This window comes from Saccharothrix violaceirubra, from assembly GCF_014203755.1.
Lineage (GTDB): Bacteria > Actinomycetota > Actinomycetes > Mycobacteriales > Pseudonocardiaceae > Actinosynnema > Actinosynnema violaceirubrum.
Genome location: NZ_JACHJS010000001.1, coordinates 5,824,325 through 5,851,089, shown reverse-complemented (window position 1 = coordinate 5,851,089; position 26,765 = coordinate 5,824,325). Strand labels below are relative to the sequence as shown.

Genomic DNA, 26,765 nt, shown 5'->3' with positions numbered 1-26,765 from the left:
AATGAGCGGCGCCGACCGAAACCCTACCTTTATGCCGGTTGACTACGTACCCAGCTCCCGTTCGAGCGCTTCCGCAGTCGCCGGGTTCACGACCTTCCGCCCGAGGTAGACGTCCTGCGTCATCGACGGCCGCGAGTGGCCGAGCTGGTCAGCGATCTCCCGGGGAGTGAGCTTCGCCTCATCGAGAATCGTCGCGCACGTCTTCCGGAACACGTGCGAGGTGACCCAGGCAAAGCCTTCCGTCCCCCGAGCGCTGCGCAGATCACGGCGAGTGTTGTTTGGGTCACGCCAGCCGCCAAGAGCGTCGGGAAACACCGGCACCGCCGTACCCGGCCCGATTTCCCGGTCGAGCGCTGCCAGCCGCCTACGCCGCCGCAGCATCGCCACCGCGAACGGGGGTAGCCGCAAGGTGCGTTCGCCACTCTCCGTCTTCGGCGGCATCCGACGCAGGCCGACACCGCGCACCCGCACGATGGTCCAGTCGATGTCGACCGTGCCCGCGTCGAGGTCGGTTTCGTCCCAGGACACGGCCAGTGCCTCGCCGATCCGGACACCGGTCGCCATCATCCACCGGGTGAGGTCCGGCAGGTCCTTCCTGACCGCTTGGCGGTCGGACTCCAACTGTGCCAGCCAGCGCTGTCTCTCCTCGCGCGTCAGGGCGCGCACGGACCGCTTGCGGTCGGCCGTGATGCGCTTGGTCTCGCGGGTGGGGTTGACCGACGTGGCACCGTGTCGGGCGGCCAGGCCCATGATCCCGGAGACGACGCTACGAACCGTCTTGGTGGTCGAGGCGCCCCGCCGCTTCCGCACACCACGCAGCAGCGCGTCAACGCGCGGGGTGTTGACCTCCCGGATCGACAGCTCGCCCAGCGCCGGACGGACGTAGTTGCGCAACTGGCGCTCGTACAGGTCCAACGAGTTGGGCGACATCTCGCCAGCGTCCACAGAGGACCGGACATCTTCCAGCCAGAGGTCCGCCACGTCCCGGAACTTGGTGTCGGCGGTGACCAGCCCACCCGCAGCCGAGGTCCGGTCCCGAAGCGCCTCCATCAGGGCGTTCGTCGCAGAGGTCCGTGTCTGCCCGGTGCGCTCGACCGGCCGCGTCACGCCGTCGAAGTCTCGGAACTTCGTACGCGCCACGTAGCCGCCATTGGACTTGGCGGTGACCTTGATCCTCCCGTGCGTGCCGACCGGTAGCGATGGTCGGCCCATCAATCCTCCTTCCCGGTTCGTCGGGCGAGTTTGCGGGTGGCGATGCCTTCGGCCAGGTCGCGTTCGGCATCCGATCGGTAGCCCACGCCGGTCATGGACCAGTCCCCGACCACCAGCACGGTCGAGCCGTCGGTGACGCCGAGCCGGTCGAGGTGTTCGGCCAGGCGGTGTTCGGCGCGGGCGGCCCGCAGCGCGGTGAAGGTGGTCGAGTAATGGCGTGACTTGGTCAGGAAGTGGCCCCGGAAGCCGAGCATGTGCGCCCACCGCCGCAGGTTGAGCGAGGCGAACGCGGCCAGCCCGCCCAGCCGCCACGCGGTGCGCATCATCGCCTTGTGGTGCCCGGACACCTCCAAGTCGTCGATGGCCGCCTCACGTCGGATGCGGGAGTCGACGCCGGAGGTGGCCCCGGTGCCCTTGGTGGCGTACTTGGCGATGTAGCCGGCCACCCGCCGGTCGTGCACGAGTTCGGCGGGGTCGCCGGCCTGGTGCACGGCGATGGGCTCGGCGTCGATCTGCGTCCCCCACGTCAGGGTGCGCGCGGGGATGTCGTCGGTGTGCTCGGTGTCGACCGTGACCGAGGCAGCCGCGGAACGCACCACCGCGCACAACAGGTCGTCGGTCACCGCCGCCGGGGCCGGGGAGTCGGGGCCGTGGGGTCCGTCCACGCGGATGACGGCGTGGAAGTGGACCAGGCCCCGCCGCTGGTACTCGGCGACCTTGGCATAGGACACCCGCAGGTGGTTCCGCAGTTCGCCGACCCGCAGTCCCAGCGCGGAGGCCAGGTGCCGGGCCGCCGTGATGGTGAACCGCCGCCACAGCTCGGTGGAATGCGCCTGCCACAGCACCGCGCCCACGTAGTCGTAGGCCGTCGGGTCCAACGGCGTCCCGAGCCGGGTGTCCGCCTCGTGGTGGAACCCGCCGCACCCGCACCGCCGCGCCCTGCCCGACCGGGTACGCGGCCGGTTGTGCACCGCGCCGAACGACGGGGCGGTGAGGGTGGCGAACACCCGCACGTGCCCCGACACCGTCCCGGGCACGCCCTTGCCGCCGGTCAGCCCGGACCGGACCAGGTGGAAGGTGTCGGCGGCGTAGCGGGCCGAGCAGGGTTCGCACACCGACTCCCGCCGGTTGCCGCACGGCACCAGCAAGGACCCCTCGAACCCGTCCAACACCGTGCCGGTCGTGGTGTCCTCCACCCGCGTCGACCCCGCCAGCCGCACCGGCTTGGCGCAGCCGTGCACGGCCTCGACCCGACGCCGCCACGACCGGTACCCGTTGGCACGCAAGAAGTTCCGCAACCGTTCGTCTGTAGTGGACAGACGCGGGACCAGTGCGGACACGCCCATCAGACCGCCACCCCCGCCCCGTGACGCGCCAGCCACGCCGCCGTCTCCTCCCGCTCCACGGCACGCGTGCCTGCTTGGTCCAACACCTCGTAGCGGCCACGACCAGCGCACCCGCCACACCAACCGGTGACCGACCGGGCACTCGTCCCCGACCCGGAGCACCCCGCGCAGACGACCTCGACGACCGCCATCAGACCCACGCCGCCCCACTGGGGTCGTCGAGGTCCACGACCTCGCACCCCGGATGCGGCCAGCGCCGCGACCACCAACCCGACGCGGTCCGCCGCACCCAGAACACCTCATCCGGGCCCACGAAGTCGTAGACCTCCCCGTCCTCCACCAGCGCGTCCCACTCGTCCGCGCTCAGGTCCAGGCGGTTCTCCACCACCGTGCCCACGAACGCGGGCAGGTCCCGGAACGCCGACCGGGCGTAGGTGTCCGAGGTCAACGGGTTGGAGTCGGAAAACCGGAACGAACGCGGAGGCTCCACCTCCCGCAGGTAGGGCCGTTCGTCGGCAAGCTCAGCGAATGTCATGTCGAGCCCTTCGGGTCGGGGGACCCGACAGGCACCCTCATGCGCGGTACGCTGAAGTAGCGCACGTGCCGCGAAGCTCTGCGCATGGTTCCCGGGTTACTGCCCGTCGAGCCCTTAAGCCCGGTTGGGGGTTGCCGCCCCCTGCCGGGCTTTTTGTCCTCATCTTGAGGACCTTGACGTCCTCTACTATGGGGGACGTGAATGTCCCCCGTCAAGGACTGATTTGTCCCTCGGGGGCGTCGGCGTCCGTTGCATCGGACGTGTAGGTCCGCTGAGATGAGAGGTATGGAGATGTTCGAGGTCATCCGTCAACGTCGAACCGAACTAGGGATGTCGCAGGCTGATCTTGCGACGGCTGTAGGCGTGGACAAGCGACAGATTCGGCGGTACGAGGCGAACGAGGCTCAGCCGAACCTGGTCGTCGCGAAGGCTGTGGCAGATGCCCTCGGGATCACGATCGACGAACTTGCCGGTGGTGACAGTCGCCGCTTGAACCTGGCGGGCGACTGGTGGGCTGTATGGCAGACGTGGAACGACGGTCAGGAAGTGATCAATCCGCATCAAGCCCACATGACTCAGCGCGGCGACCAACTAGAGATCGTTGCTACCACGCGAGGTACCCAAGAGTTCGAGAAGGGTGGGTACTTGTGGCGCGGCGAAATGCGACTCTGGGACAACGAAGCGCTCATGGGTTGGTATGTGGCGGCAGAGGGCGGCGTGCGTTCCAAGGGAACCATGTACTTCGCCCTGCACCAGCACGGGCAACGCATGACCGGCAGGTGGGTCGGCCTCAGCTACGACGGCCCGATCGTCACCGGCTGGGCAGCGATGGCCCGGTCTGAGTCCGAAGCGACTGCACTGATCAACGAACTTCGGGAGCAGGGGGAGGTCAAGGCATGAGCGTCGACATCTGCGAGGTGATCATCACGGCGTCGGATGCCGAATGGCTTGTTCGGTTCACTCGCTCGCTTGTCGAGGATCGGTTGGTCGCTTGCGGCCAGCACATCACCCCCGTTCGGTCTGTCTATCGGTGGGATGGGGAGATCCAAGAGGACACGGAGGCCCGCGTAGCACTGCACACGAGAGCCGATCTCGTTCCGGCTGTCGTCGAGCGGGTCAACCGAGAGCACCCGTACGACGTGCCATGTGTCCTGGCCGTACCCGTGTTTGCCAGCAACCCCGCATACGCGCAGTGGGTGCTAGACGAGACCGGATCGCCGGAGTGACCGTGCTTGCCCGCGTTGCTCGCCTATGCGGATGGTCCGGGCCACGGTGAGGATTTTCTCTACTGGTTCAAGGCGGCGCCTACCGGCGCCGCTCGCCGCTCGATCTCCGGCCGCCCGGTCGAGCGCGGGGCCCGCCTTCGGCACCCACGCCCGCCCGGCGTCCGGAGGCGGCAGCGGCACCGCCAGTCGCCGCAAAACCAAGAGCATGTCCTCGCCGGACGGGCAGGCCAACAGGATGACGGGAACCGCTGTGCGGCTCGCGTCCCAGCGGGGACCGGGGCACGCGTCATCCCGTCGACCTCCACGAGGGCTACCACGCGAGCCGGGGACCTGCGAGCCTGGCACCGGACATGGCTGTTGACACGGAAGGTCGCAGGCCCCCAGCTCGCGCGGCAGGGCTGCGCCAGGTCGACGGGATGACGCGAAGCCCCTCTGTTTGGGTTCAAGCCGGGCAGGTCGGTGACATGACCAACCAAGCCGCCGACTGCCCGTTCCGTGGTCCCACGGTCGCCTCAGGCGACGCCTACCAAAACCCGACCGAATCAACGGCAACCAACGCCGAACGACAGTCACCATCGGACGTTTGCAAGCGCGATTCGCGCAGGCAGCAACAGCTAACGGCAAGCATTCGCCAACGACACCGGGAGGTACGTGTTACTCAGCGGGTTCGGGGTTCGAGTCCCTGGCGGCGCACCACAGGAAATCAGGCGGGTCACCGGGAATCGGTGACCCGCCTGATTTCTTTATCCGGTATTCAACCCATTGCTGTGACGGAACGCACAACCGCCGCCGACGTGCGCCGTTGCCGGTGCACAGTCCCCCCAGCGGCTCCCGACGGTTTTCGAACCGCGGTCAAGCCGGGGTCACCCCCACCGCTGTTCGTTGGTATCCGCCTCCGTTCCGTACGGCATTACGCCCCCCTCGGCTGTTTCCCTGACCACTCCAGGGTGCCGTAGAGCAAACCGCCGTGTTGCGGTCCGTGGCCAATCGATTACGGATTCACCCGAAAGCCAGTGCGATACGTCGTTTCGCCGGCAGCCGGGTACTGCGGACGTCGTCTCCCACGCGCAGGTCGGGCCGGCGGTCGAGCCGGTCGTAGGACTTGGCCAGCAGCCAGTGCGCCGCCTCGGCGCCGATCGCGTCCAGCGGCGCCTGCCGGGCCAACCGCTCGCGCGCCACCTCGACCTGACGCGTCACGAACGCGCCGCGCACCAACCCGCCCTCGACCTCGTCGATCAGGAACACCATCGCGTGCTCCCGCGCGCTGAACGCGTAACGGCACAACAGGACCAGGTAGCCCGCGTCCAACGACCGGTCGCACGTCCACGCGCCGGTGACGCGCAACGTCGACCCGACCGGTCCCGCCGCCTCGACCGCCCAGTCCCGCGGCCGACCGGTCAGCAGCACGGCCAACGCCCGCAGCAGCGCCACGTTGCGCCGGCTCGGCCACGACGCCACGTGCGCCACGACCCCGGCCCAGAACTCCTCGTCGACGTCCAGGTCCGCCACGGCCGCACCCACGGTCAGTTCGACGTCGAGCGGGTCGGCGAGCTGCGGCAGCTCCCGGCACCGGTCGACGAACAGCCGCTGCGCCGGGCTCAGCGGAGTCCCCTGTGGACGGTCGGCGACCGCGATCGGCCGCCGTGTGCGGTACTGGATCTTCCGGCTCACCGCGCGAGGCTGGCACGTCCGACGCCGGTCCGCGCGCCGTGCACCCGAACGGGGAGAATCGGGCACCGTGGACCCCCTGAGCCAGGCGCTGCGGCACGCCGCCGCCACGCGCAAGGCACGCCCGCCCCGCGCCGGCGACCTGCCCGCGACCGAAGTGGAGGACGCCGTGCACGGGGTTCTCGCCGATGCCCTGCACGACCTGTGGGACCACGGCTGGCTGCCCTACGACGTGCACGAGGTGGTGCGCCGCGACGAGGACGAGCGCGCCCGGTCGCTGCTCGTCGACGCCGTCGCCCGGGACGTCGCCGGCCAGGCGCTGCACCCGGTGTGGCGCGGGCAGGTGGCCGACATCGGCGCCGACGTGTGGTGGGACGCGGACCGCCCGCACGTCGACCAGTGGGCGTCCCGGCACATCGAGACCCTCGACGACGCCCTGGCCGCGACCGTCGCGATCCTGCGCGTGCTGCGCGCCCTGCCGGTGCTGCCGGTGATCGTGCCCAAGCCCGGCTCGCCCCTGGTCGGCCTCGACCACCGCGGCGTCGATCCGCGCGTGCTCAACCGGGTGCGCGGGCTGCTGGCCAAGGCCGAGTCGACGCCGTACCCGGACGAGGCCGAGGCGTTGTCGGCCAAGGCGCAGGAACTCGTCACGCGGCACGCCCTGGAGCGCATGCCGACCGAGGAGCCGACGACGGTGTCCCGGCGTTTGTGGCTGGACAAGCGGTACTTCGACGGCAAGGCGCACATCGTGCACGTCGTCGCGGAGGCCAACCGGTCGCGTGCGGTCGTCTACCGCAACCCCGGTTTCGTCGCGCTGGTCGGCGAGGAACTCGACCTGGAGATCGTGGAGCTGATGTCCGCGTCGCTGCTCGTGCAGGCGACCCGGGCGATGGTCGCGGCGGGCGACGGCGCGCGCAAGGGCGACGAGGAACGCAGCGGCGACTTCCGCAAGGCGTTCCTGCTGTCCTACGCGCACCGCGTCGGCGAAAGGCTGCGGGCGGCCACGGCGACCGACGACGACCGGCTGCTGCCCGTGCTCGCCGCGCGCAAGACCGCCGTGGACACGCTCTACCGCACGCTGTTCACCCGCACGGTCAGCAGGTCCACGCCGATCCGCAGCGAGGCCGGGTGGTCCGCGGGCCGGTCGGCGGCCGACCGCGCGGACCTGGACCGGCCTAGCGCGTCCACACCCCGTCGAGTCGGTCGAGGTCGGCGCCGGACAACGGGGTGAGGTGGGCCAGCGCGTTGCGCGCGGCCCGCAGCCGGCACAGCAGTTCGCGCTCGGCGGCGGGCAGCGTGACGCGGCGGCCGGTCGTCGCGGCCCAGTGCATGGGCCCCAGTTCCAGCGCCGCCTGGGGATCGGGCGAGACCTCGGCGAGCACGGCGGTGGACGCCCGCGTGCGGAACACCGCCTCGACCTCGGCCCGGCCCACGTCGAGCACGGGCGTCAGCGCGCGGTGCTGGGCCCGCCACACCAACGACCGCAGCACGGCTTCGCGCCGGTCGCCCACCGCGCGCGGACTGACCCGGACCCGGCCCTCCCACAGGTCGACCAGGCCGCACTCCCACGCGTCGAGCAGGTCGGCGGGCGGACGTCGGGCGCCGTCGCGCCGCCGGTCCGGCACGGGCGGGCCGTCCACGGCCTTGACCACGTCCGCCAACGACTCCGGCTCGCCGTCCCACGCCACCGCGAGGTCCGCGGCCAGGTCGAGGTCCGGACCGGCCACCTCGACGAGCACCTCGTGCGCCACGAGGTCGCGCAGGCCCGGACCGGGCGGCCGGTGCGCGGCGACGGCCACGGCCGTGTCCAGCCGCCCGACCACGCCCCACCACCAGTGCGTGCGGGTGGTGAGCGGGTCGGGCGCGGTGGACCGGACGTCACGCGGCCGGGCCGCGACCAGTGCCCGTGCCGGGCCGCCCGCCGCCGACATGCGGGACAGCAGCGCGCCCACCGCGTCCGGGTCGTCCTCCTCCCACGCGCACACGACGGCCAGCGGGAAGCCCTCGTCGTCGACCACCCGGGAGACCCGGTCGACCAGTCGGATCGCGGGCACCAGCACGGGTTCGGGCGTGACGACCGGGTCCTCGAACGCCGGGTGCCCGACCGCCCAGTCCGGCGGCTCGCCGGCGTCGGGCGGCGGCGCGGCGACGACGCGGCGTTCCAGGGCGCCCGGCGGGTCGACCCGGGCGCTGTCGGAGCGGGCCGCGAGCCGGGACAGCAGGTCCTCGGCGGTGCCGGACGCGACCAGCGCGTCCGGCACCAGCCACAGGCACGTGAAGCCCGCGTCCAGGTCCGCCGAGACCCGGTCCAGGTGCGCGCGGGTGCCGGGCAGTTCCGCCGGGTTCACGTCGCGAGCAGGCACCGGTGCACCACCCGGTCCAGCGCGATCCCGTCCGGACCGGTGTCGAGCAGGCCGATCAGGTCGAGGTCGTCGACGAGCGCGTTGACCGTGTCCAGGTCGACGCCCACGGCGACCGCGATGTCCGCCGGGAACAACCGGTCGCCGGGCTCGACGTACCGGTGCCAGTCGCCGAGCCGGCGCACCAGCGCGGCGTCGACACCACGTTCCGCGAGCAGCCGTCGGGCCTGCTCGGGCTGCGCGGTGCGCTTCACCCACTGCGCCAACGCCTGCGCCTGCGCGGCGCCACGCCGCACCCGCAGCACGACGTCCTCGACCAGCTCCGGCCAGCCGCCGGTCGCGTCGATCAGTGCCTGGCGGGCGCGCGGCACGTCGAACGGGCACTCGGGCCAGCTCCGGATCGTGTCGACCGTCCACCGCCGCGGGTGCTCGGGCTCGGCGCCCGCGAGCTCCGCCAGCCCGGTCGCCAGTTCCGGCGGCGCGAGCACGACCACGGCGAGGTTCTGCACGGCGACCTGCTTGACCAGCCGGCGCACCACCTGCTCGGCCTCGACCCGGTCGATCCCGGTCACGTCGGTGACCAGCACGCTGGGCTCGGTGCGCCGGGAGATCGTCGTCAACGCCCCCACCACGCCCGCCGGCGCGACCTTCGTGACCGTGCTGCCGCGCACCTCGGCGTAGTCGCGCACGGCCTGCGGCACGCGGTCGACGCCCAACGCCCGCGTGCCCGTGATCACGGCCAGGTGGTGCGCGGTGGTCACCGCCGCCAACCGGCCGTCGGTGAGCGGGCTGCGCAGCTCGGCGCCCTGGTGCTCCTCCAGCAGTCGGCGCGCGGCCCGGGGGTTGTACTCGTAGGGCATGTCGAAGTCCATCTCGGCCAGCTCGCGTTCGAGTTCCGCGCGCGTGCCCAGCATGGTGACGACGTTCGGGCTGCGGACCGCGTAGCGCACCGGGTCCGTCAAGCGGATCAGCAGGCCGAGGCCGACCATCTCGTCCAGGTACACGCCGACCTCGGACACCGTCATCCGGTCGAAGCCCGCGGGCCACGTCTCGCGCGCGCCGCGCAGCAGCTCGTCCGCCGGGTAGGCCACGGCGAACGCGTCGTCGACGCTGCGGCACGCGATCACCAGGGCCAGCACCCGGTACCGGTCCTCCAGGTTGATCGTGATCCGCAGGCGTTCGGCGATCCGACCGCGCACCAGGTCGCTCGCGGCGACCCCGTCCACGTCCGCCTCGGTGACGTAGGTCGGCGGCGTGGTCGGGGCCAGGCCGCGGGACTGGAGCGTGCGGACCAGTTCCTCGCAGAAGATCTGCACCAGGCTCGCCTGGTAGTTGGTCGCGGCGAGCAGCCGCCACACCAGCTCGGGGCGTTCGAACTGGTAGCCGAGCGCGGCCATGGGCTCGACGACCAGCCGGCGGGCGTCGGCCGGGCGCAGCGGGCCGATCGGGATGTCCGGGCCGCCGTGCGCCACGGGCACGTTGGGCAGCTCGCGGAACCGCTGCACCTGGTGCAGACCGGCGAAGACGACCTTGAACCGGCGGTCGGTCGACTCCATGAGGTCCTTGAGCCGCAACACGTTCGGGAAGTACGCGATGCCGCCGGACTGCGTCGTGGCACGCGAGTCGGCGGTGAGGAACGCGTCCGCCTCGTCGGCCAGCAGCAGGATCCGCCGGGCCGGATTCACCCGCAGCCACGCCCGCACCTGGTCGACCACGACCGACGCGCCGGCGTCGTTGGACACCCGCTGGCCGAGCACGCCCCGGGCCTTCAACTCGATGGTCAGCTCCCGCCAGATGCGCGCCGCCGGTTCGGACTCGCCCACGCCCCGGCCCTTCAGGTCCAGGTAGATCGCGTGGTGCGCCTCGCCGTCGTCGAAGTCCTTGCGCGCCCGGTGCAGCAGCGCGGACTTGCCCAGCTGCCGGCCGCCGTAGACGAACAGACCGCCGTTGGGGTCCACGACCTCCGACAGCTCCTCCTCGCGGCCCACGAACACCTCGGGCGGCACGAGACCGGCGACGAACGGCTGGTACGGGTTGAAAGCCGCCCACGGCAACGTGATCCGCTGCGTGGTGCGCCACGAACCCGGCGCGGTCGCGGCCACGTAGCCGACCACGGACGCGTCGATCACGATGGCGTGCGGCGTGCCCCGCCGGGCGCGTGCGGCGAGCGCGCGGCGGGCCGCGAGGTCCAGCGGGTGCAGGCAGAGCACGACGTTGGCGCGGCCGGACGTGAGCGCGTCCAGACCGTCCAGGACGGACCGGCCCCGGGACTCCTCGGTGAGCACGACGACGGTGTACTCGGTCGCGGCGGACCCGAGTTCGGCGACGTACGAGCCGTCGTTGGGGTGGGCCCGCACGCGGACCGTGCGGACGCCGCCGCGGGGACCGCGTTCCTTCGTGCCGCCCTCGCACACCAGGCCGAGCAGGCGCAGGACCGTGCGCACCGAGCCCTGGAACCGGTCGGCGCTGAAGTTGCGGCCCACCGACAGCGAATCCCACGCGTCCAGCGCGGTCTCGGCCGACGTGAGCAGGCCGTTGTCGCCGACCGCGAGCCGGGCCCAGGTCTTGGCCGACTCGGGTCGGGGCAGGCCCTCCTCGGCGCCCTTGCCCAGTAGCGACACGAAGTTCTGGAGATCGCCGACCGCCTCGGGCAGGTGGTCGGGCAGCGGGCGTCCGGCGCGCGCGAACGCGACGAACTCCGTGGCGGTGACGCAGTCGCCCTCGTCGAGCAGACCGGTGATCCGGGTGCGGTCGGCGTCGGACAGCTCGGCCCGGCGCACCTCGGCGCGCAGGGCCTCGGTGCGGCGGTGCTCCCGTCGGCGCAGCTCGTCGGTCAGCTCGGCGAGGTCGGCGCGGGCGACGTCGAAACGGCCGTCGGACACGGTGCCCAGGCCGTGCAGGCGGTTGTTGACCAGCCGTTCGTCGGCCTCCAGGAGGTTCTGCGTTCGGACGCGGGCGAGCAGGTCGGCGGCGGCGCGCACGGCCGCCGCGTGCCGACCGGTCCACACCTCGGTCCAGTGCTCCAGTCCGGTGCGCAGGTGGTCGACCCGCTCGCCCCGGGCGTCGAGCAGGTCGAGCAGCCGGGCCGCCCGGCGCAGGTCGCCGCGTTCGAAGTAGGCGGTGCCGGCGGCGGCGTGGTCGAGCGGACCGGCGAGCGTGGCCAGCAGGGGCAGCGTGCGCGGGTCGTCGGCGTCGGGCCGGCCGTCGGTCGTGCGCGGCAGGTCGGGCAGGAGCAGGAGCACGTCCGCGTCGGGTGGCCCGGCGGGCACCGCGGCGGGCCGGTCGAGCCAGCGGCGCAACAGGGCCACGGCGGCACCGGCCACGCCGTCGGGGACGGGCACGTCCGCCACGGCCTGGAACGCCTTGGACAGCGACGCCTCGGCCTCGGAGGTCCGGCCGTCGACCCCGAGCCGGTCGTCCACCAGCAGGGCCTCGGTGACGACCGCCACCACCTCGTCGATGTTGCGCACGAGCATGCGGCGGGCGTCGGCGATGATCGCGTCCCGCTGCTTGGGCGCGCGGGTGGCCAGGTCGGCGGCGTCGATCAACGCGTCCCGGTCCGCCACCGCCGCCAGCGCGGCGGACAGCGTGGCCGCGTCGACCTCGCCCGCCGCCCAGCCCGTGACGGCCACGAGCGCGCCGTGCAGCGGCTGGTCGGTGCGCAGGAACCAGCGCAGCACCTTGGACGCGCGCTGGTAGATCGTCTTGCGGCGGGGGAGTTCGGCCAGCAGCGTGCGGGCCTTGGCGCCGATCTCGGCGCGGACCGCGTCGCCGTCCACGGCCACGCCTTTCATGCCCAGTACGGGGTCCACGCGGACGCCGCGTCGGGTGGCGTCCACCGCGGCGTCGAGCAGTTCGGCCCAGGCGGCGGGCAACGTGACGGCCGGGCGCAGCCGTCCCGACGTCTGGTGCCCCCAGCCCGCGACGAGCCCGGCCCGCAGCAGGGCGACCAGGACGAGGGTCGCGGCGTCGTGGTCGTCGACCAGGTCGTCGGGGGCGAGGCCGAGGGTGGTCAGCACGGCCGTGCCGTCCTGGTGGGAGAAGGCGTCGGTGGCGAACTTCAGCGCGGCCGTGCGCCGGTCGGGTTCGCCGGAGCACGAGGTGAGCCAGTACGCCTCGGCCAACGCGCCGGTGCGGACGAGTCGGACGACGGCGGGCGGGTCGCCCACCTCCCAGGGGAAGGCCAGGTCGTCCGCGTTCTCGTGGTGGGTGACGGGTTCCGGCTCCGCGGGTCGGATCGCGGTCGGCTCGGCCTCCGGTTCCGCGTCAAGGTTTCCGGCCGTGGCCGGTAGTGCTTCCGGTGCTCCGGTGCCGGGAGCTGCCGCGTCCGTCGGACCCGTCGCCGCCGGCGCTCGGGTCCCGTCGTCCGTCAGTGGGCCTGTGGTCGCCTTCGCCTCCGTCTGCACGCCCAACTCGGTCAGGCGGTCGAGGGCGGCGTCGCGGGCGGCACGCAGGTGGTCGCGCACGGCGGGCGTCGCGGTGCCGATCATGCGGTCCAGATCGGCGACCTCGCCCCGCAGCCGGACGACCGCGGAATCACGGGCGGCGCGTTCGAGGTCCGTTCTCCGATTGCGCTCGGAGCTTATTTCCGCGTGCGCACCGGAAAAGTCCGCCGGGACTTCACGGCCGGTCTCGAAGGCGACCGCCGACAACGTCGAACGGCGGCGTTCGAGGTAGTCGTCCAGCCTATCGGCGAGCGGGTCCGGCGGTGTTACACCCGACTCGACCGCGTCAGCGGCACAACGTAGCTGACCTGCGACTTCACCGGCAAGTGCGGCGAGTTCGACCACTTGGTCGGCCAGTCTGTCCAGTAATTGGCCATCTTTCCCGGAGCTGTCCAACTGCTGTCTCCAAAACTTCCGGTAATGCCCTGCGGCAAGCACGTCCCCGAAGATGAATGAAAACATCCGAAAACCGCTTCGAGTACCAGGTTCACCCGCTTGGAGCAGAACGGTCCGCGCGGGTTACCCATTCGATGGGAATCCGTTGCCCCGCCCTGTCGGACCAGAATCGTCGGACCCCGTCCGTACCCTCCCCGGCATGACGACCGTGACCGCCCTCGACGTCCGCCGACTGTTCAACGTGACGCAGGAGACCCGCTACCGCTTCAACGGCCGGCACGGCGACGACAAGATCGTGATGCCGTACCTGATGGACCACGTGGCGCACGTCGTGCACCGGATCGCCGTCGACGCGGCGGAGGCCGCGTGCCGTAGCGCACCCGACCCCGGCCCGCCGTGCCCGGTGCCCGAGGTCGACGCCTGGCGCGCGCCGTCCGGCGTCGTCGCGCACCGGGCCGTCGAGGTGCTGGGCCGATTACCCGACTGGCCGGGGTTCCGCGAGTTCTGCCGGGTCGACGACCGTGCACGGTCGCTGCTGTGGGAGCCCGCGCGGGAACTGGCGGCCGGCGGGTCGCGTGAGGTCGCACGTGCCGTGCGACGACGCGTGCTCACCGACTACACGGCGTTCCTCGCCGACATGTACGTGCTCGCGGTCCTGCGCGGGTACGGCTTGGACGTCCGCGTGCACCCGTTGGCGGACCTGGTGTTCGAGGTCGACGCGTGGGTGGGGCGGTTGGTGCTCGACCTGCGCGGCGGCCGGCGGCGTGCGGAGGCGTTGCTGGTGCACGCCATGCCCCCGTTCTTCTTCGGGGACTTGAAGATCACCGCCCACGACCGCATCGGCGCCGTGACCGTCCCCGACCGGGCCGGCCTGGACCGGGCGGTCCGGAGGCTGAGGAAGGTGCTGTACCCGTCATGAGCGATCATGGACACGTGCCGCAACTGGAGACCACGGCCGAGGTCCGCGCCAGGATGAGCAGGCAACGCTCCCGCGACACCGGGATCGAGGTGGCCCTGCGCCGCGAACTGCACCGGCTGGGCTTGCGCTACCGCGTCCACCGCCGCCCTGTGAAGGCCGTACGCCGCGAGGCCGACGTGGTCTTCGGCCCGGCGAAGGTCGCGGTGTTCGTCGACGGCTGCTTCTGGCACGGCTGCCCGACCCACGGGACGTGGCCCAAGCGCAACGGCGAGTTCTGGCGCAAGAAGATCGAAACCAACCAGTCCCGCGACCTGAACACCGACCGGGTCCTGGAGGAGGCCGGTTGGCTGGCCGTGCGGGTGTGGGAACACGAGGACCCGGCCGAAGCCGCCATCCGCGTCCTGGCCGCGGTCGGTGAACGCCGCAAACCGCCGACCACCCGACACACCCCAGGCCCACCCGCCGAGAGTGCCTGAACGCACAACTCGCGGTGTCTGAGTGCGTATTTCAGGGTGTCTGAACGCACAACTCGCGGTGTCCGAGTGGACGACTCGCGCGTTCGGGACCAGCCCCGCTACCCGCGCGCACGGAACCCTGTGCGCAGCACCGGCAGCATGGCAGACGACCCACGACGGAACCTCTCTGGCGGCCTGCCCAGCGGCGAGCGACCGCTTGAAAGCAGGAAACCCGACCTCGACGTCAAGCGACACGTCCCACGGCTAGCATGCCGAGTGTGCTGTCGATGATCGACCTGTTCGCCGGTTGCGGCGGCATGACCTCCGGTTTCGCCAAGGCCGGCTACACCCCGGTCCTGGCCGTCGAGTGGAACCACCACGCCGCGGCGACCTACGCGGCCAACTTCGGCGAAGACCACATCCGCCACACCGACATCGCCACCATCCGCGACAAGGACATCCCACAAGCGGACGTGATCGTCGGCGGCCCTCCGTGCCAGGGCTTCTCCAACCTGGGCTCCCGCAACATCGACGACCCCCGCAACTCCCTGTGGCGCGAGTACCTCCGCTTCGTCCGCAGGGCGAACCCGTCGGTGTTCGTGATCGAGAACGTGGACCGCTTCCTCACCTCGTCCGAGTTCGCCCTGCTCAAGGACGAGATCGACGGCTACCACCTCAGCGCCGGCATCCTGCACGCCGCCGACTTCGGCGTGCCCCAGCGCCGCCGCCGCGCGATCGTCATCGGTTCCCGCATCGGCCCGATCCCGCTGCCCACGCCCACCCACGACCGCTGGCACCCCGTCCGCGCCGTGCTCGACGGCCTGCCCGAACGCCCGGCCACGACCGCGCTGCCCGCCACCGGGACCGACTTCCTCGGCACCCGTGTCCCCGGCGTGTACAAGAGCGCCGACCTGCACATCGGCCGCAACCCCACGCCGCTGTCGCTGCGGCGCTACCGGCACATCCCGCCCGGCGGCGGTCGGTTCGACCTGCCGGTGGAGCTGATGCCGCGCTGCTGGCGGGAGAAGAAGACCGGCACCACCGACGTGATGGGCCGCCTGCGCTGGGACCAGCCGTCGCTGACCGTGCGCACCGAGTTCTACAAGCCGGAGAAGGGCCGCTACCTGCACCCGCAGTGGGAACCCGGCGAACACGGCCACCGCGTCGACCGGCCGATCACCCACCTGGAGGCCGCCCGCCTCCAGTCCTTCCCCGACGAGTTCCGCTGGTGCGGCACCAAGGTCGAGATCGCCCGCCAGATCGGCAACGCCGTGCCGCCCCAACTCGCCCGCTCGATCGCCGAGCACCTGCGTCCGTACCTGACCGGCGGCGCCCCGACCGTGCCCACCTGCCCGCTCTGCCACACCTTCGAGTGACTCCCGGAGCACCCCGCCCGCTCCCGGCCGGAACTGTCGGACCCCCACCGTAGCGTCGTCACCATGACGACAGCGAAGTACGAAAGCACACTGGACATCGGGCCGACGACGTACCGCCTGCTGGCGACCGCCGATCCCGACGTGGTGGTCGAGCTGACCGGGGTCGACCGGGCGGGCGCGCGCGTGGCCGAGGGCGTGCTGCGCCTGCCCGCGTCCGGCGGCGGCCCGGTCGGCAAGGTCCTGGCCCAGGTCCTGGAGGCGTTGACGAGGCTGGGCGCGCCGCCGACAACCCGCCGCCCGGCCAACGCCAACCAGCCCTGGACCGCGGAGCGGGACGAGGAGCTGCGTGCCGCGTGGCTCGCCGCCGATCCGGGCGCCGCCGCGGGCGGGCTGGTGCGGGAGATCGCGAAGCGCCTCGAACGCTCGGCGTCGGCCATCCGCGCCCGGTTGGCCAAGGTCGGCTGCGATCCGGACGTGCCGGGACGCGTGCTGTCCGGGCAGGGTGCGGCCCTGCTCGGTGTTCAGGGTCCGGATCAGGGGAGTGCTCAGGGGGAAACCTGATTCGGCGGCGGGCGCGGGCGGCGATGCTGAGGAGGACGGACAGCGCGAGGGAAGGACGCACCGTGGAGATCACCAGCCTCATCTCGGCCCTGATCATCGGTTTGGTCGTGGGTGGCCTGGGGCGGTTGGTCGTCCCCGGCAGGCAGAACATCTCGACCCTCATGACGATCCTGGTCGGTATCGGGGCGGCTTTGGCGGGCACGTTGCTCGCGGGGGCGTTCGGAGTGGCCGATACCGACGGGGTCGACTGGATCGAGTTGGCTCTTCAGGTCGGGTTGGCGGGGGTGGGTGTGACTGCCCTGTCCCGTCGGCGTTCTCGTCAGCGTCACTGAGCTTCCCGGTTTCCGGGGAGACCGACCGGCCCGAAGGGTTGCCTGCCTCATCGGGTCGGTCGGTTTTTGCCGGGTGGGATGTATCGCTGTTCGCTGGTCTTGGGTCTTCTTGCTTTCAAGCGGTCGCTCGCCGCTGGGCAGGCTGCCGGAGAGGGACTACGGGGACGGGGACCCCACCCGTGCCTGTTCCGTCGTGGGTCGCCCACCATGCTGCCGGTGGTCATCACGTCCGCGAACGCGCGAGTCCTCCACTCGGACACCCTGAAACACCGCGAGTTGTGCGTTCAGGCACTGCGAAATGTGCGTTCGGGCACCGTGAGTTGTGCGTTCGGGCGTCGGGCTGTTCGGGGTGGGGCCATCCGGGGGTGTCTTGGGTGGGTGGTCTTGGGTCCGGCTATTCGGGCGTGGCCTGGTCGTTCTGGTCGTCCTCGATCAGGAACGGGCGCAGGAGGTCCGGGACCGCTGTGGCGGCGAAGGTCAAGCCGTCTCGTTCCGCCACGTCCACCACGTGGTACTCGCCGTCTCCGGCTGCCGTGGTCGCGGAAATCGTTGCCAGGCCCGCTCGTCGTTGGAAGTACGAGCGTCTGATCCGCCAGCCGATGACGCCGCTCTGGTGCAGGGCGGCCGTTTCCCGCAGCAGCGAACCGGAGCGGGTGACCAGGTATCCGTCGGACAGTGCGTGTCCGAGTGCGCGGTAGCGGTCCCAGCCCAGGTAGGCGCAGAAGGCGGTGAGCGCGAGTGCCGCCTGCCAGGTCCACGAAGGTGCCGACCAGGCCAGGACGCCGGTCAGGATCACCGGTGGCACGAGGGCGCGGACCATCCGACGTCGCAGTGCGGCGGTGGGGTGTGGGCTCAGGGGTGCTTCGGTCGGCGACCGCTCCGCCCTCAGCACTTCCGCTGCGACGCGGTGGGCTTCGGGAGCCGGTGCCGGGGGGAGCAGGAGGTCGCTCGCGCCCTTGGTGCCCAGGCCCGTCGTCACCGCCGCCGTTCTCGCGCCCCGGCCCCACCGCAGCATCAAAGGCTCGCGGATCTCCACGCCGCGCAGGCGGTCCTCGGAGATCGACACCGATCGCGTCGTCACGAGTCCTCGGCGGACGCGGATCGTCCGATCCGGCTCACGGGTGAGTCTGAAGTTCCAGTACTGCACGACGTAGAACACCAGCGAGCCGATCGTCGACAGGGTCACGACCGCGCCCGCGATCAACGGCACCGACGTGGTCGCCGGCTCGTGGGCCAGGCGGATCGCGGCATCGGTCAGCGGCTTCATCAGGTCGACGTCGACGTCACGCGCCGCGTTGAAGACCACGCCGGCCAGGGCGCCGACCGCCACCAGACCGGACAGGGTCAGCGGGGCGAAGCGGAGCCACCGCTTGTCCAAAGTGGACAAAGTGGTGCCCGCGACGGCGGTGTCGGCGGTCGTGTCCGGGGCGCGGCGTTCCAGCAACAACAGCCGCAGGCGTTCGGCTTCCGCCGAGGTCACCGCGTCCAGGGTCAGGCCGTCCTCGCCGGGCTTGTCCTGACGCCCGGTGCCCACCTTGATCGCGGACAGGCCGAAGAGCCGGTGACCGGGTTTGGCGGTCAGGTCGACCGACCTGATCCGGTCCCTGGGCACCGCCAGGCGTTTGCGCACCAGCAACCCGGTGCGCAGTTCGACCTGCTCGTCGGTGATCCGGTACCGGGTGGTCAGCCAGTGCAGCAGGCCGAACAGCACCACGGCCGCGATCACCACACCGCTGACGACCGTGCGCCACACGTCGCCGTTGCCCAGCACCAGGAGGCCGACCAGCAACGGGATCAGGCCGAGCAGTTCGTTGAGCGGCCGGACGACCAGCATCCGGACGTCGAGCCGGTGCCACCCGGCCCGGTCGTCGTCCTCGCGGTACTCCGGCGCGGCGGGCAGGTTCGGGTCGGTCATGTCGCGTCACCCGGCGTGGCCTGGGTCGTCGCGGTCAATTCGTCGACCAGTCGGACGGCATCCTCGTGGTCGAGGCCTTCGATGTGCACGGGCCCGGCGGCCGACGCCGTGGTCACGGTGACCGTCGACAACCCGAGAAGCTGTTGCAGGGGACCGCGTTTCGAGTCCACGGTCTGGATGCGCGAGATCGGCGCGACCCGCCATTCCTGGGTGAACCAGCCGGCCAGCGTGTACACCGCCTCGGCGGTGGTCTCCCACCGGTGCACGCGGTACCGCCAGCGCGGCATGACCAGGGTGTGCGCGATGCCGACGACGAGCGTGCCGATCACGAAGCCGAGTTGCCACGTCGTCCGCGTGAAGATCCAGACGACGGCCTGCGGCACGAGCAGGACGACCCAGCCGATCACGGCGTGCAGGGTCCAGAGCGTGATCGACCGGCGGCTCACCCGGTTGCGGGGCGCGCGCAGGCGGGGCTGTGTGCTCACCCTGCCCACTCTGCCTCAAGGCCGGGTCGATCCCGGGTCCGACCCGGCCTTGAGGAGCGGGTGCGTCACGGCTGCACGTAAGGCGGCGTATAACCCTCGGACTGCGTGCTACGGGTGTGCGTCACAGCGCTCGCGGGGACGGTGACAAGGACGCCGAAGGCCGCGCAGACGGACAGCACGGCCATAAGCCTGCGCAGGGGGGAGAGGGAGGACATGCTGGGGCTCCGTTCGGTTGTGTGCCAGGAACGTCCATGGTGCCCCGGAGGGCCGGCCCGTGATCGTGAGCCTCGCCTCGGTATGCCACCGGGCGAGCGAGGGCACCGGTCGACCACCCGCATCGCGCCACCGCCGCTTCGCCAGGGACGCGGGGAGAAGCGTCCGACCGGAGCATGGCACACAGGTGACCTCCGCATCACCGCCCAGTTCCACCGCACTGCGGTGGGTAGAACACCCGGGTCGGGGTCGGCGGTGGTCTGTGAACACCCAACGAGCGGAACACCGGTAGGTCGCTTCAGTCGAGCGGCGAATCCAGGTCGACCCACCAGACGGCGGCGCCCGCCCGGTCGCGCACCCCGATCGTCGCGTAGACCCGTTGCAGGTGGTTCTGCACGGTCTTGGGCGACAGGCCGAGTTCCTCGGCGACCGCGCCCGTGGTCATGCCGTTGGCCACGCGCCGCAGCACCTCGATCCCACGCCGGGTCAACCCCGCCTGCACCGCTCGGGCGATCCGCCGGTTGATCTCCTCGGCGGTGGTGCTCGACCGCAACTGGTGGGTGCGCAGCGGCCGGGCGACCGAATCCTCCCGGCGTGGTTCGAACCGGCGGTCGGCCAGTTGCTCGACCAGCCGGGCGGACAGGTCGTGCTCACGCATCCGCAACAGGTCCCGTCCCTGCTGCAACTCCCAGATCCGGTACTGGTCCAACTGGGCGCGGGCGTGCCGCAGCGCCGGTTCGAGGTTGCCCGCACGCTCGTGCGCGAGGCTCAGGTCGCCGTGCGCGCGTACGGCCACTTCGCGGGCCAGGTACGTCATGGCCAGTTCGGCGGCGCGGGTGAGCTGGCCGATCTGCTCGGCCACGCGGTCGCGCGCACCGCTGATGCGGGCGCGTGCGATGAGCAGTTCGGCGTGCAGCACGGGCCGGTGCACGCCGGCCAGCAACCGGTCGACACGCTGGCACGAGCGTTGCGCGCGGTCGATCTCGCCGAGGTCGAGCCGGACGTGCGCGAGCAGCAGGTTGAGTCGGGCCAACCGGACCGGTTCGTCGAGCTGCTTCCACTTGTCCCGCACCTGCGCGCACAACGCCTCGGCCCGCCGGAGTTTGCGCTGGCACGGTTCGCCGTCCGGGCTGCACCGGCCGGTTTCGCCGCGGATCATGCAGTGCTCGTGGTACTGGTCGCGCATGACCCGCGCCTGTTCGTACAGGATCGCGCCGAGCAGTTCGGGGTCGCCGGTCAGCTCGGCGAGCCCGAGCGCCCGTGCCAGCGAGTGCATGGACCGCTCACGCGAGTCCAGGCGCAGTTCGACGACGGCCCGCGAGTAGGTGCACCACGCCTCCAGCCCGAGGTGCCGGTTGGCGGCGGCGATGACCTGGATGCGGTCGATGGTGTCGAGCGCGCCCGGTAACAGGCCGCGCTTGCCGAGTGCGACGGACTGCACGAGCAGTCCGTGCGCGACACCCTCGGCGTCGTCCAGCCAGGAGAACGCGGACACGGCCTTCTCGGCGTACTCCAACGCGTCGCCGAGCCGACCCTCGTCGAGCGCCAACCGCGCGTCGCGCAGGTTCGACACCGCGGCAACGCGTGGCTCGGCCGTTCGCTGGACCGTCATGACACGGCAGGGGTGCGGTCAGACCTCGGCCGCGTCGGACGCGGTGACCACCGCGTCGCGCAACGCGGCCCGCAGTCGGCCGACTTCCAGCGGCGTCAGCACGGCCGCCTCGCCCGGCGGCACGGTCACGACCACGTGACCCTGGCTGACGAACACGGTCATGTCCCTGCGGCGGGACGCGATGTCGCGGCAGGAGATCTGCCATTCCTTGCTTTGGGCCACGAACCCCTACCTCTCCGGCGGCGTCGACGCGGTACCCGGACCCGATTCCGGACGCGTGCGCGGTGGTGCGACGCGGCCGGCGGGCGGTCATGACGCCGAAACGTCGGACGACCCGTGTCCGAGCGGACGCTAGCGTCGCACGCTCCGTGCCCAGCTAGTCACCTGAGCGGGTGAGAGCGGGCAAATTCTCAGGTGATTGTGACCATTTCGTTGATCATGGTCGTCCGGCGCTCGGCCGGCGGACCGGCGGGGCGCTGTCACACTGTGCGCGGGTTACCGCACGGAGGGTGTCATGTCCGATTCGATCGACGCCGTCGTGGTTCGTGCCGCCGACCTCGCCGCACGCGGGCACGCCCGCCGGGCGATCGGCCTGCTGCGGCCCGCCCTCGTCCGCGATCCGCAGTACGCCGAGGGCTGGTGCCGGCTCGCCGCCGCCCACCTGGACGTGGGCGAAGCCGACTCCGCGCTGGCCGCCGCACGCCGTGCGCTCACGCTCGGCGGCCACCCGGCATGGGCCCAGCGGCTGGCCGCGCTGGCGCTGAGCGACCTGGGCCGGCACGCGGAGGCGGCGGTCGCGGCCCGTGCGTGCGTGGGCCGTTCGCCGGACGACTGGCGGTGTCGGGTCGTGCTCGCCGAGGTGCTCACCGCGTCGGGTCGGCCGGAGGCGCTCGACGCGGCCCGCGAGGCGACCAGGCTGGCGCCGGCCCAGCCCCGGGCCTTCCAGGTTCTTGGTGACGCCGCGTCGCGTGTGCACGATTGGGGGACCGCCGAACGGGCCTACCACGCGGCGGTGCGCCTCGACCCGGCCGACCAGGGCGCGCACGCCGACCTCGCGCTCGTGCGGCGGCGGCGCGGCCTGGCCGTCCCGACCGGTGCCGTGCTCGCCGAAGCCGAGAAGCGCGCGTGGCCCGTGCTCTCCCGCGTCACCGGGCTGCTCGTCGCGGGCGGCCTGCTGCTGCTGCTCGCCGGCCTGCCCCGACCGACACCGCCGCTGGCCTGGGTCGCCGTCGGGGTCGTGGTGGCCGCGCTCCTGGTGACCGCGCTGACGTTGTTGCGCGCACGCGCCGTCGGCCGCCGGGCGCTGGTCAGGCTGCTGCGCCGGCGGCCCATCGTGCTCGCCGCGCTGGTCGCCGCGGGCATCTCGATCGCGGCGTTCTCCGGCTGGGCCGCGGCCCTGTTCCTGGGCGCCACGACCATGCAACCGCTGGTCGTGGGGTGGCTGTGCGCGGTCGCGGGCGGGGTGGTCGTCCTGCTCGGCCGGTAAACTGGTCCGGGAAGGAGGCTGGATGGCCTGGCGCGCACTGCTCGCGATCGTGGTGCTGATCGCGACTTTCGTCGTGCCCGGAACCGCCGCCACCGCCCACGTCGACGCGGTCGGCGTCTCCGCGGCCGTCGAGGTCGCGCACGTGCCGGGCACCACGACCCGGACCACCGCCCACCCCCTCCAGCAGCGGCACCCCGACCTCGGCCGGCCGCTCGACGGCGTCCACCCCCCGGTCCACGTCACGCCCGACCGGCCGGTGCGCGCGGACGTCGTCGACCCCGCCCACGCCGCGCCCGACGAGGCCGCGCGGTCCACCTTCGGCGATCGCGCACCACCCCCGACCTCCGGTTCCTGACACCACGCCCGTCCTTCTGACCGGAGGGTCCCTTCACCATGCCGCGCTCTTCCGCGCGGCGAGAACTCGTCGTCCGGGGACTGCTGTCCCTGGGCGTGCTCGCCGCGTCCGCCTTCCTGCTTCTGACCAGCACGCCACGCCTGGGCCTAGACCTGCGTGGCGGCACCCGACTCGTGCTCGAAACACCTACCGAAGCCTCGTCCGACGCCACCGACCGGGCCCTGGAGGTGTTGCGCAGACGCGTCGACGAACTCGGCGTGGCCGAACCCGTGCTCGCCCGGTCCGGCGACCACCGGATCGTCGTCGAACTGCCCGGCGTGCAGGACCCGGCCGAGGCGATCGCCGTCCTCGGCCGCACCGCCCAGCTCACCGTCCGCCCGGTGACCGGGCCGGGCGACGTGCCCACGCCCGAGGGCGACGGCGTGGCACTGGGCGAGGCCGTGCTGACCGGCGACGGGATCAAGGACGCCCGCGAGTCGCCCAACCCCGACGGCGTCGGCCGCCAGGTCGGCGTGGACTTCCAGGGCGACGCGCCCGGCCAGTGGCAGCAGGTGACCGGTGCCGCCGCCTGCCACCAGCCCGGCGATCCACGTCGGCGGGTCGCGTTCGTGCTCGACGACAAGGTGGTCTCCGCACCCCAGGTCGACCCGTCGGTGGGCTGCGGCACCGGCATGATCGGCGACTCGACCCGGATCACCGGCCGGTTCGGGCAGGCCGAGGCCGCCGAACTCGCCCTGGTCATCCGCTCCGGCGCGCTGCCCGTGCCGGTCGAGGTCGTCGAGCAGCGGACCGTCGGCCCGACGCTCGGTGCCGAGGCGATCGAGGCGTCGAGCCGCGCGGCCGTGATCGGCGTCCTGCTCACCGGCGCGTTCCTGGTGTTCGCCTACCGGCTGGCCGGACTCGTCGCGGTTCTGGCCCTGGCCGGGTACGCGGCCGTGTCCTACGCGGCGCTGCTGCTGATCGGCGCGACTCTGACCCTGCCCGGCCTGGCCGGGTTCGTGCTGGCCATCGGCATGGCCGTGGACGCGAACGTGCTGGTGTTCGAACGGGCCAGGGAGGAGTTCGCCCGTCGTCGACGGCTCGGGCGTTCGGTCGACCAGGGCTTCAAGGGCGCGGTGAGCGCGGTCGCCGACTCCAACATCACCACGCTGCTCGCGGCCGGCCTGCTGTTCTGGCTCGCGGTCGGACCGGTCAAGGGCTTCGGCGTGACGCTGTCGATCGGCGTGCTGGCGTCGTTGTTCAGCGCGTTGGTGCTCACGCGGGTACTGCTTACGTTGATCATGCCGGTGCTGGAGCGCAAGCCCGCGTGGAGCGGCCTGCACTCGTTGGGCCGGGTGCGCACGTGGCTGACCGCGCGCGGCATCGAGCTGTACCGCCGGCCTTCGCACTGGCTCGTGGTCGCGGCGGCCGTCGTCGTGATCGCGCTGGGCGGGCTCGTGGTGCGCGGACTCGACCTCGGCGTGGAGTTCACCGGCGGGCGGATGCTCGACTACACCGTGACCCGCGTCGACGTCGGCGCCGTGCGGACCGGCCTGGCCGAGGCGGGCTTCGGCGACGCGGTCGTGGCCGCGTCCGGCGACGACGGGGTGTCCGTGCGACTCGGGCCGGTCGACGAAGCCGCCGCGGCCCGTGTCGACGACGTGGTGGCGCGGGCCAGTGGCGGCGCCGAGCAGGTCCGCGACGAGCTGATCGGACCGAGCCTCGGCTCGGAACTGCGGCGGGACGCGGTGATCGCGTTGCTGATCGCGGTCCTGGCGCAGTTGGCGTACCTGGCCGTGCGGTTCGACTGGCGGCTCGGCGTGGCCACGGTCGCCGCGCTCGTGTCCGACGTGGTCGTGCTGCTCGGCGTGTTCGCGTGGTTGGGCAAGACCGCCGACGGCGTGTTCCTGGCCGCGCTGCTCACCGTGATCGGGTACTCGGTCAACGACTCGGTGGTGGTGTTCGACCGGGTGCGCGAACTGACCCGGCCCGCCGGGAAGGGGCGGACCTACGCGTCCGTGGTCGGCACGGCGGTGTTGCAGACCGTGCCGCGCACCGTGAACACGGGCATCGGCGTGCTCTTCGTCCTCGCCGCCCTGCTGGTCCTCGGTGACGGGTCGCTGGCCGACTTCGCCACCGCCCTGCTCGTGGGCCTGATCGCGGGCACGGTGTCCACCGTGGTCACCGCCGCGCCCGTCGCCATCGCCCTGGGGAGCCGCCGATGAGCACCGGTCACGCCCTGCTCGCCGTCGGCGGCGCGTTCCTGGCCGCCGGCGTCATCGCCCGCGCCGGCGTCCGCATCGGACTGCCCACCATCCCGCTGTTCATGGTCGCGGGCATCGTGTTCGGGCCCAACACCCCCGGCATCGCTCTGGTCGACGACCCGGGGGAGATGGGCGTGCTCGCCGGTCTCGGCCTGGTGTTCCTGCTGTTCTACCTCGGACTCGAGTTCTCCCTGGACGACCTGGTGTCCGGCGGTCGACGGCTGGCACTGGCGGGCGGCGCCTACCTCGTGCTCAACATCGGTGGCGGGCTCGCGTTCGGGTTCGCGTTGGACTGGGGCACGCGCGAAGCACTGGTGATCGCGGGCGCCATCGGGATCTCGTCCTCGGCGATCGTGACCAAGCTCCTGGTCGAGGCGAACCGCCTGCGCGACCCGGAATCACGGCTGGTCATGGGGATCATCGTGATCGAGGACGTGTTCCTGGCGCTGTACCTGGCCGTGCTCCAGCCCGTGCTCGGCGGCACGTCCGGCGTCCAGGCGCTGCTGGACTTCGGCAAGGCGTTCGCGTTCCTGCTGGTCCTCGGCTCGATCGCCCGGTGGGGCGGCCGGATCGTGACCCGGTTCTTCTCCTCCGCCGACGACGAACTGCTGGTGGTGTGCTTCGTCGGCGTGGCGGTGACCGGCGCGGCCGTGGCGCACGAACTGGGCGTGTCCGACGCGATCGGCGCGTTCATGGTCGGCACCGTGCTCGGCGGGTCCGGCGTGGCCAAGCGGGTGCACAAGCTCGTGCTGCCGTTGCGCGACGCGTTCGGAGCGCTGTTCTTCTTCATCTTCGGGTTGAGCATCGACCTCGGCGCCGTGGGCACGGTGTGGCTGCCGATCCTCGCCGCCGTCGTCGTCACGATCGTGCTCAACCTCGGCGCCGGGCTGGTCGCCGCGCGGCTGCACTCGTACGACCGGCAGCAGGCCGTGGACATCGGGCTGACCGTGCTGACCCGGGGCGAGTTCTCGCTCGTGCTCGCCGCCATGGCCGTGGCCGCCGGGCTCGACTCGCGGGTGGCCCCGTTCGTGGCCGGATACGTGCTGCTCCTGGCCGTGATCGGACCGCCGGCCGTCCTCCGGTCGAGGAGACTGGCCTGGCTGCTGCCGCGCGGTTCGACCGGGTAGAGCAGAGTGGGGGCATGCAGTTGCAGTGGGACGAGCGTTTCTCGTCGCGGTTGACCACCGCCTTGGCGTTCGCGCTGACCTCCGCGCGCGACCACGGCGGTGCGGAGGTCGAGCTGGGACACCTCTGGCTCGGCCTGCTCGCCGAAGGCGAGGGGTCCGCCTACCGGACGTTGGTCAGTCTGGGCGTCGACCTCGAACAGGTGCGCCTGGACATCGGCGCGTCGCTGCCCGAAGCCCGCCGCCCCACCGACGGGCTGTCGGTGGAGGCGGTCGTCCGCGAGTGGCGGACCCTGCTCGCGCGTCCCCTGTCGGCCGCCGCGCAGACCGTCCTGTCGCACGCCAGGGCCGAGGCGTTCGACCGCATCGGCACCGGTCACCTGCTGCTGGGCCTGCTCCGCCTCGACCCGCGCGGCCTGGACCTCGTCCGGGTCCGCGCGGAGGTGGACCAGCAGCTTGCGGCGTGTGCGGCCCTGGGTGAGCATGACCAGGTGATCTAGC

General features: G+C 72.0%; 23 protein-coding genes. 13 read left to right on the top strand and 10 right to left on the bottom strand.

What is annotated here, in order from left to right; genetic code table 11:
• Positions 1 to 42: 42 nt before the first annotated feature.
• The 3 genes from F4559_RS26865 to F4559_RS26855 all read right to left on the bottom strand — a co-directional run bounded on the left by F4559_RS26865 (position 43) and on the right by F4559_RS26855 (position 3,093).
• Positions 43 to 1,212 carry a tyrosine-type recombinase/integrase gene (locus F4559_RS26865; RefSeq protein ID WP_184673307.1) on the bottom strand — a complete coding sequence of 390 codons (1,170 nt, stop codon included), beginning with the start codon at positions 1,210 to 1,212 and terminating at the stop codon, positions 43 to 45.
• Positions 1,212 to 2,558 carry a replication initiator gene (locus F4559_RS26860; protein WP_184673305.1) on the bottom strand — a complete coding sequence of 449 codons (1,347 nt, stop codon included), beginning with the start codon at positions 2,556 to 2,558 and terminating at the stop codon, positions 1,212 to 1,214. The genes F4559_RS26865 and F4559_RS26860 overlap by 1 nt, the downstream gene beginning before the upstream one ends.
• Positions 2,559 to 2,748: 190 nt before the next feature.
• Positions 2,749 to 3,093, bottom strand: coding sequence for a hypothetical protein (locus tag F4559_RS26855; RefSeq protein ID WP_184673303.1), 345 nt, complete (start codon positions 3,091 to 3,093; stop codon positions 2,749 to 2,751).
• Positions 3,094 to 3,378: 285 nt separating this feature from the next.
• On the opposite strand from F4559_RS26855, the gene F4559_RS26850 reads away from it, so the two are divergent.
• Both F4559_RS26850 and cutA read left to right on the top strand, forming a co-directional pair.
• Positions 3,379 to 3,993, top strand: a complete 615-nt coding sequence (locus tag F4559_RS26850; protein ID WP_221447388.1) for a helix-turn-helix transcriptional regulator — start codon at positions 3,379 to 3,381, stop codon at positions 3,991 to 3,993.
• Positions 3,990 to 4,319, top strand: a complete 330-nt coding sequence (gene cutA / locus F4559_RS26845; protein ID WP_184673301.1) for a divalent-cation tolerance protein CutA — start codon at positions 3,990 to 3,992, stop codon at positions 4,317 to 4,319. Before F4559_RS26850 ends, cutA begins: the two co-directional genes overlap by 4 nt.
• Positions 4,320 to 5,318: 999 nt before the next feature.
• On the opposite strand, the gene F4559_RS26840 is transcribed toward cutA, so the two are convergent.
• The gene (locus F4559_RS26840; RefSeq protein ID WP_221447387.1) at positions 5,319 to 5,990 is read right to left on the bottom strand and encodes a hypothetical protein; all 672 of its coding nucleotides are present in this window, start codon (positions 5,988 to 5,990) and stop codon (positions 5,319 to 5,321) included.
• A 67-nt stretch (positions 5,991 to 6,057) separates the two neighbouring features.
• On the opposite strand from F4559_RS26840, the gene F4559_RS26835 reads away from it, so the two are divergent.
• Positions 6,058 to 7,218: a DUF2786 domain-containing protein gene (locus F4559_RS26835; RefSeq protein WP_184673298.1), complete on the top strand. Its 1,161-nt coding sequence runs from the start codon at positions 6,058 to 6,060 to the stop codon at positions 7,216 to 7,218.
• Here F4559_RS26835 and F4559_RS26830 read toward each other — a convergent pair.
• Both F4559_RS26830 and F4559_RS26825 read right to left on the bottom strand, forming a co-directional pair.
• Positions 7,163 to 8,350: a hypothetical protein gene (locus F4559_RS26830; RefSeq protein WP_184673296.1), complete on the bottom strand. Its 1,188-nt coding sequence runs from the start codon at positions 8,348 to 8,350 to the stop codon at positions 7,163 to 7,165. The two genes, F4559_RS26835 and F4559_RS26830, sit on opposite strands and share 56 nt — an antisense overlap.
• The gene (locus F4559_RS26825; protein ID WP_184673294.1) at positions 8,332 to 13,137 is read right to left on the bottom strand and encodes a hypothetical protein; all 4,806 of its coding nucleotides are present in this window, start codon (positions 13,135 to 13,137) and stop codon (positions 8,332 to 8,334) included. Before F4559_RS26825 ends, F4559_RS26830 begins: the two co-directional genes overlap by 19 nt.
• A 250-nt stretch (positions 13,138 to 13,387) precedes the next feature.
• Here F4559_RS26825 and F4559_RS26820 point away from each other — a divergent pair, with 250 nt between their 5' ends.
• From F4559_RS26820 to F4559_RS26800, 5 genes are all read left to right on the top strand, one after another.
• Positions 13,388 to 14,107, top strand: a complete 720-nt coding sequence (locus F4559_RS26820; protein WP_184673292.1) for a hypothetical protein — start codon at positions 13,388 to 13,390, stop codon at positions 14,105 to 14,107.
• Positions 14,104 to 14,583 (top strand): very short patch repair endonuclease, encoded by a 480-nt coding sequence (locus F4559_RS26815; protein WP_184673290.1) that lies wholly within the window; start codon positions 14,104 to 14,106, stop codon positions 14,581 to 14,583. The genes F4559_RS26820 and F4559_RS26815 overlap by 4 nt, the downstream gene beginning before the upstream one ends.
• A 248-nt stretch (positions 14,584 to 14,831) precedes the next feature.
• Positions 14,832 to 15,938: a DNA cytosine methyltransferase gene (locus F4559_RS26810; RefSeq protein ID WP_184673288.1), complete on the top strand. Its 1,107-nt coding sequence runs from the start codon at positions 14,832 to 14,834 to the stop codon at positions 15,936 to 15,938.
• Positions 15,939 to 16,001: 63 nt separating this feature from the next.
• Complete coding sequence (locus F4559_RS26805) at positions 16,002 to 16,499, top strand: hypothetical protein (protein ID WP_184673286.1); 498 nt, start codon at positions 16,002 to 16,004, stop codon at positions 16,497 to 16,499.
• A gap of 62 nt (positions 16,500 to 16,561) precedes the next feature.
• Positions 16,562 to 16,831 carry a GlsB/YeaQ/YmgE family stress response membrane protein gene (locus F4559_RS26800; RefSeq protein WP_184673284.1) on the top strand — a complete coding sequence of 90 codons (270 nt, stop codon included), beginning with the start codon at positions 16,562 to 16,564 and terminating at the stop codon, positions 16,829 to 16,831.
• Positions 16,832 to 17,225: 394 nt separating this feature from the next.
• Here F4559_RS26800 and F4559_RS26795 read toward each other — a convergent pair whose 3' ends face one another.
• The 4 genes from F4559_RS26795 to F4559_RS26780 form a co-directional block, all read right to left on the bottom strand.
• A complete protein-coding gene (locus F4559_RS26795) occupies positions 17,226 to 18,746 on the bottom strand; it encodes a PH domain-containing protein (protein ID WP_184673282.1) in 1,521 nt (506 codons plus the stop codon).
• Positions 18,743 to 19,231, bottom strand: coding sequence for a PH domain-containing protein (locus tag F4559_RS26790; protein ID WP_184673274.1), 489 nt, complete (start codon positions 19,229 to 19,231; stop codon positions 18,743 to 18,745). The genes F4559_RS26795 and F4559_RS26790 overlap by 4 nt, the downstream gene beginning before the upstream one ends.
• A gap of 511 nt (positions 19,232 to 19,742) precedes the next feature.
• Positions 19,743 to 21,056: a response regulator transcription factor gene (locus tag F4559_RS35545; protein WP_184673265.1), complete on the bottom strand. Its 1,314-nt coding sequence runs from the start codon at positions 21,054 to 21,056 to the stop codon at positions 19,743 to 19,745.
• Positions 21,057 to 21,074: 18 nt separating this feature from the next.
• Positions 21,075 to 21,278: a hypothetical protein gene (locus F4559_RS26780; protein WP_184673263.1), complete on the bottom strand. Its 204-nt coding sequence runs from the start codon at positions 21,276 to 21,278 to the stop codon at positions 21,075 to 21,077.
• 292 nt (positions 21,279 to 21,570) lie between these two features.
• Between F4559_RS26780 and F4559_RS26775 the strand changes: the two genes are divergently transcribed.
• Genes F4559_RS26775 through F4559_RS26755 form a run of 5 tightly spaced genes read left to right on the top strand, consistent with a single transcriptional unit; the run spans position 21,571 to position 26,764 of the window.
• Positions 21,571 to 22,542 (top strand): tetratricopeptide repeat protein, encoded by a 972-nt coding sequence (locus F4559_RS26775; protein ID WP_184673261.1) that lies wholly within the window; start codon positions 21,571 to 21,573, stop codon positions 22,540 to 22,542.
• A gap of 22 nt (positions 22,543 to 22,564) precedes the next feature.
• On the top strand, positions 22,565 to 22,897 hold the full coding sequence (locus F4559_RS26770; RefSeq protein ID WP_184673259.1) for a hypothetical protein: 333 nt from the start codon (positions 22,565 to 22,567) through the stop codon (positions 22,895 to 22,897).
• A 38-nt stretch (positions 22,898 to 22,935) separates the two neighbouring features.
• Positions 22,936 to 25,101 carry a protein translocase subunit SecD gene (gene secD, locus F4559_RS26765; RefSeq protein WP_184673257.1) on the top strand — a complete coding sequence of 722 codons (2,166 nt, stop codon included), beginning with the start codon at positions 22,936 to 22,938 and terminating at the stop codon, positions 25,099 to 25,101.
• Positions 25,098 to 26,267 (top strand): cation:proton antiporter, encoded by a 1,170-nt coding sequence (locus F4559_RS26760; RefSeq protein WP_184673255.1) that lies wholly within the window; start codon positions 25,098 to 25,100, stop codon positions 26,265 to 26,267. Before secD ends, F4559_RS26760 begins: the two co-directional genes overlap by 4 nt.
• A gap of 14 nt (positions 26,268 to 26,281) precedes the next feature.
• Positions 26,282 to 26,764: a Clp protease N-terminal domain-containing protein gene (locus F4559_RS26755; RefSeq protein ID WP_184673253.1), complete on the top strand. Its 483-nt coding sequence runs from the start codon at positions 26,282 to 26,284 to the stop codon at positions 26,762 to 26,764.
• Position 26,765: the final 1 nt, after the last annotated feature.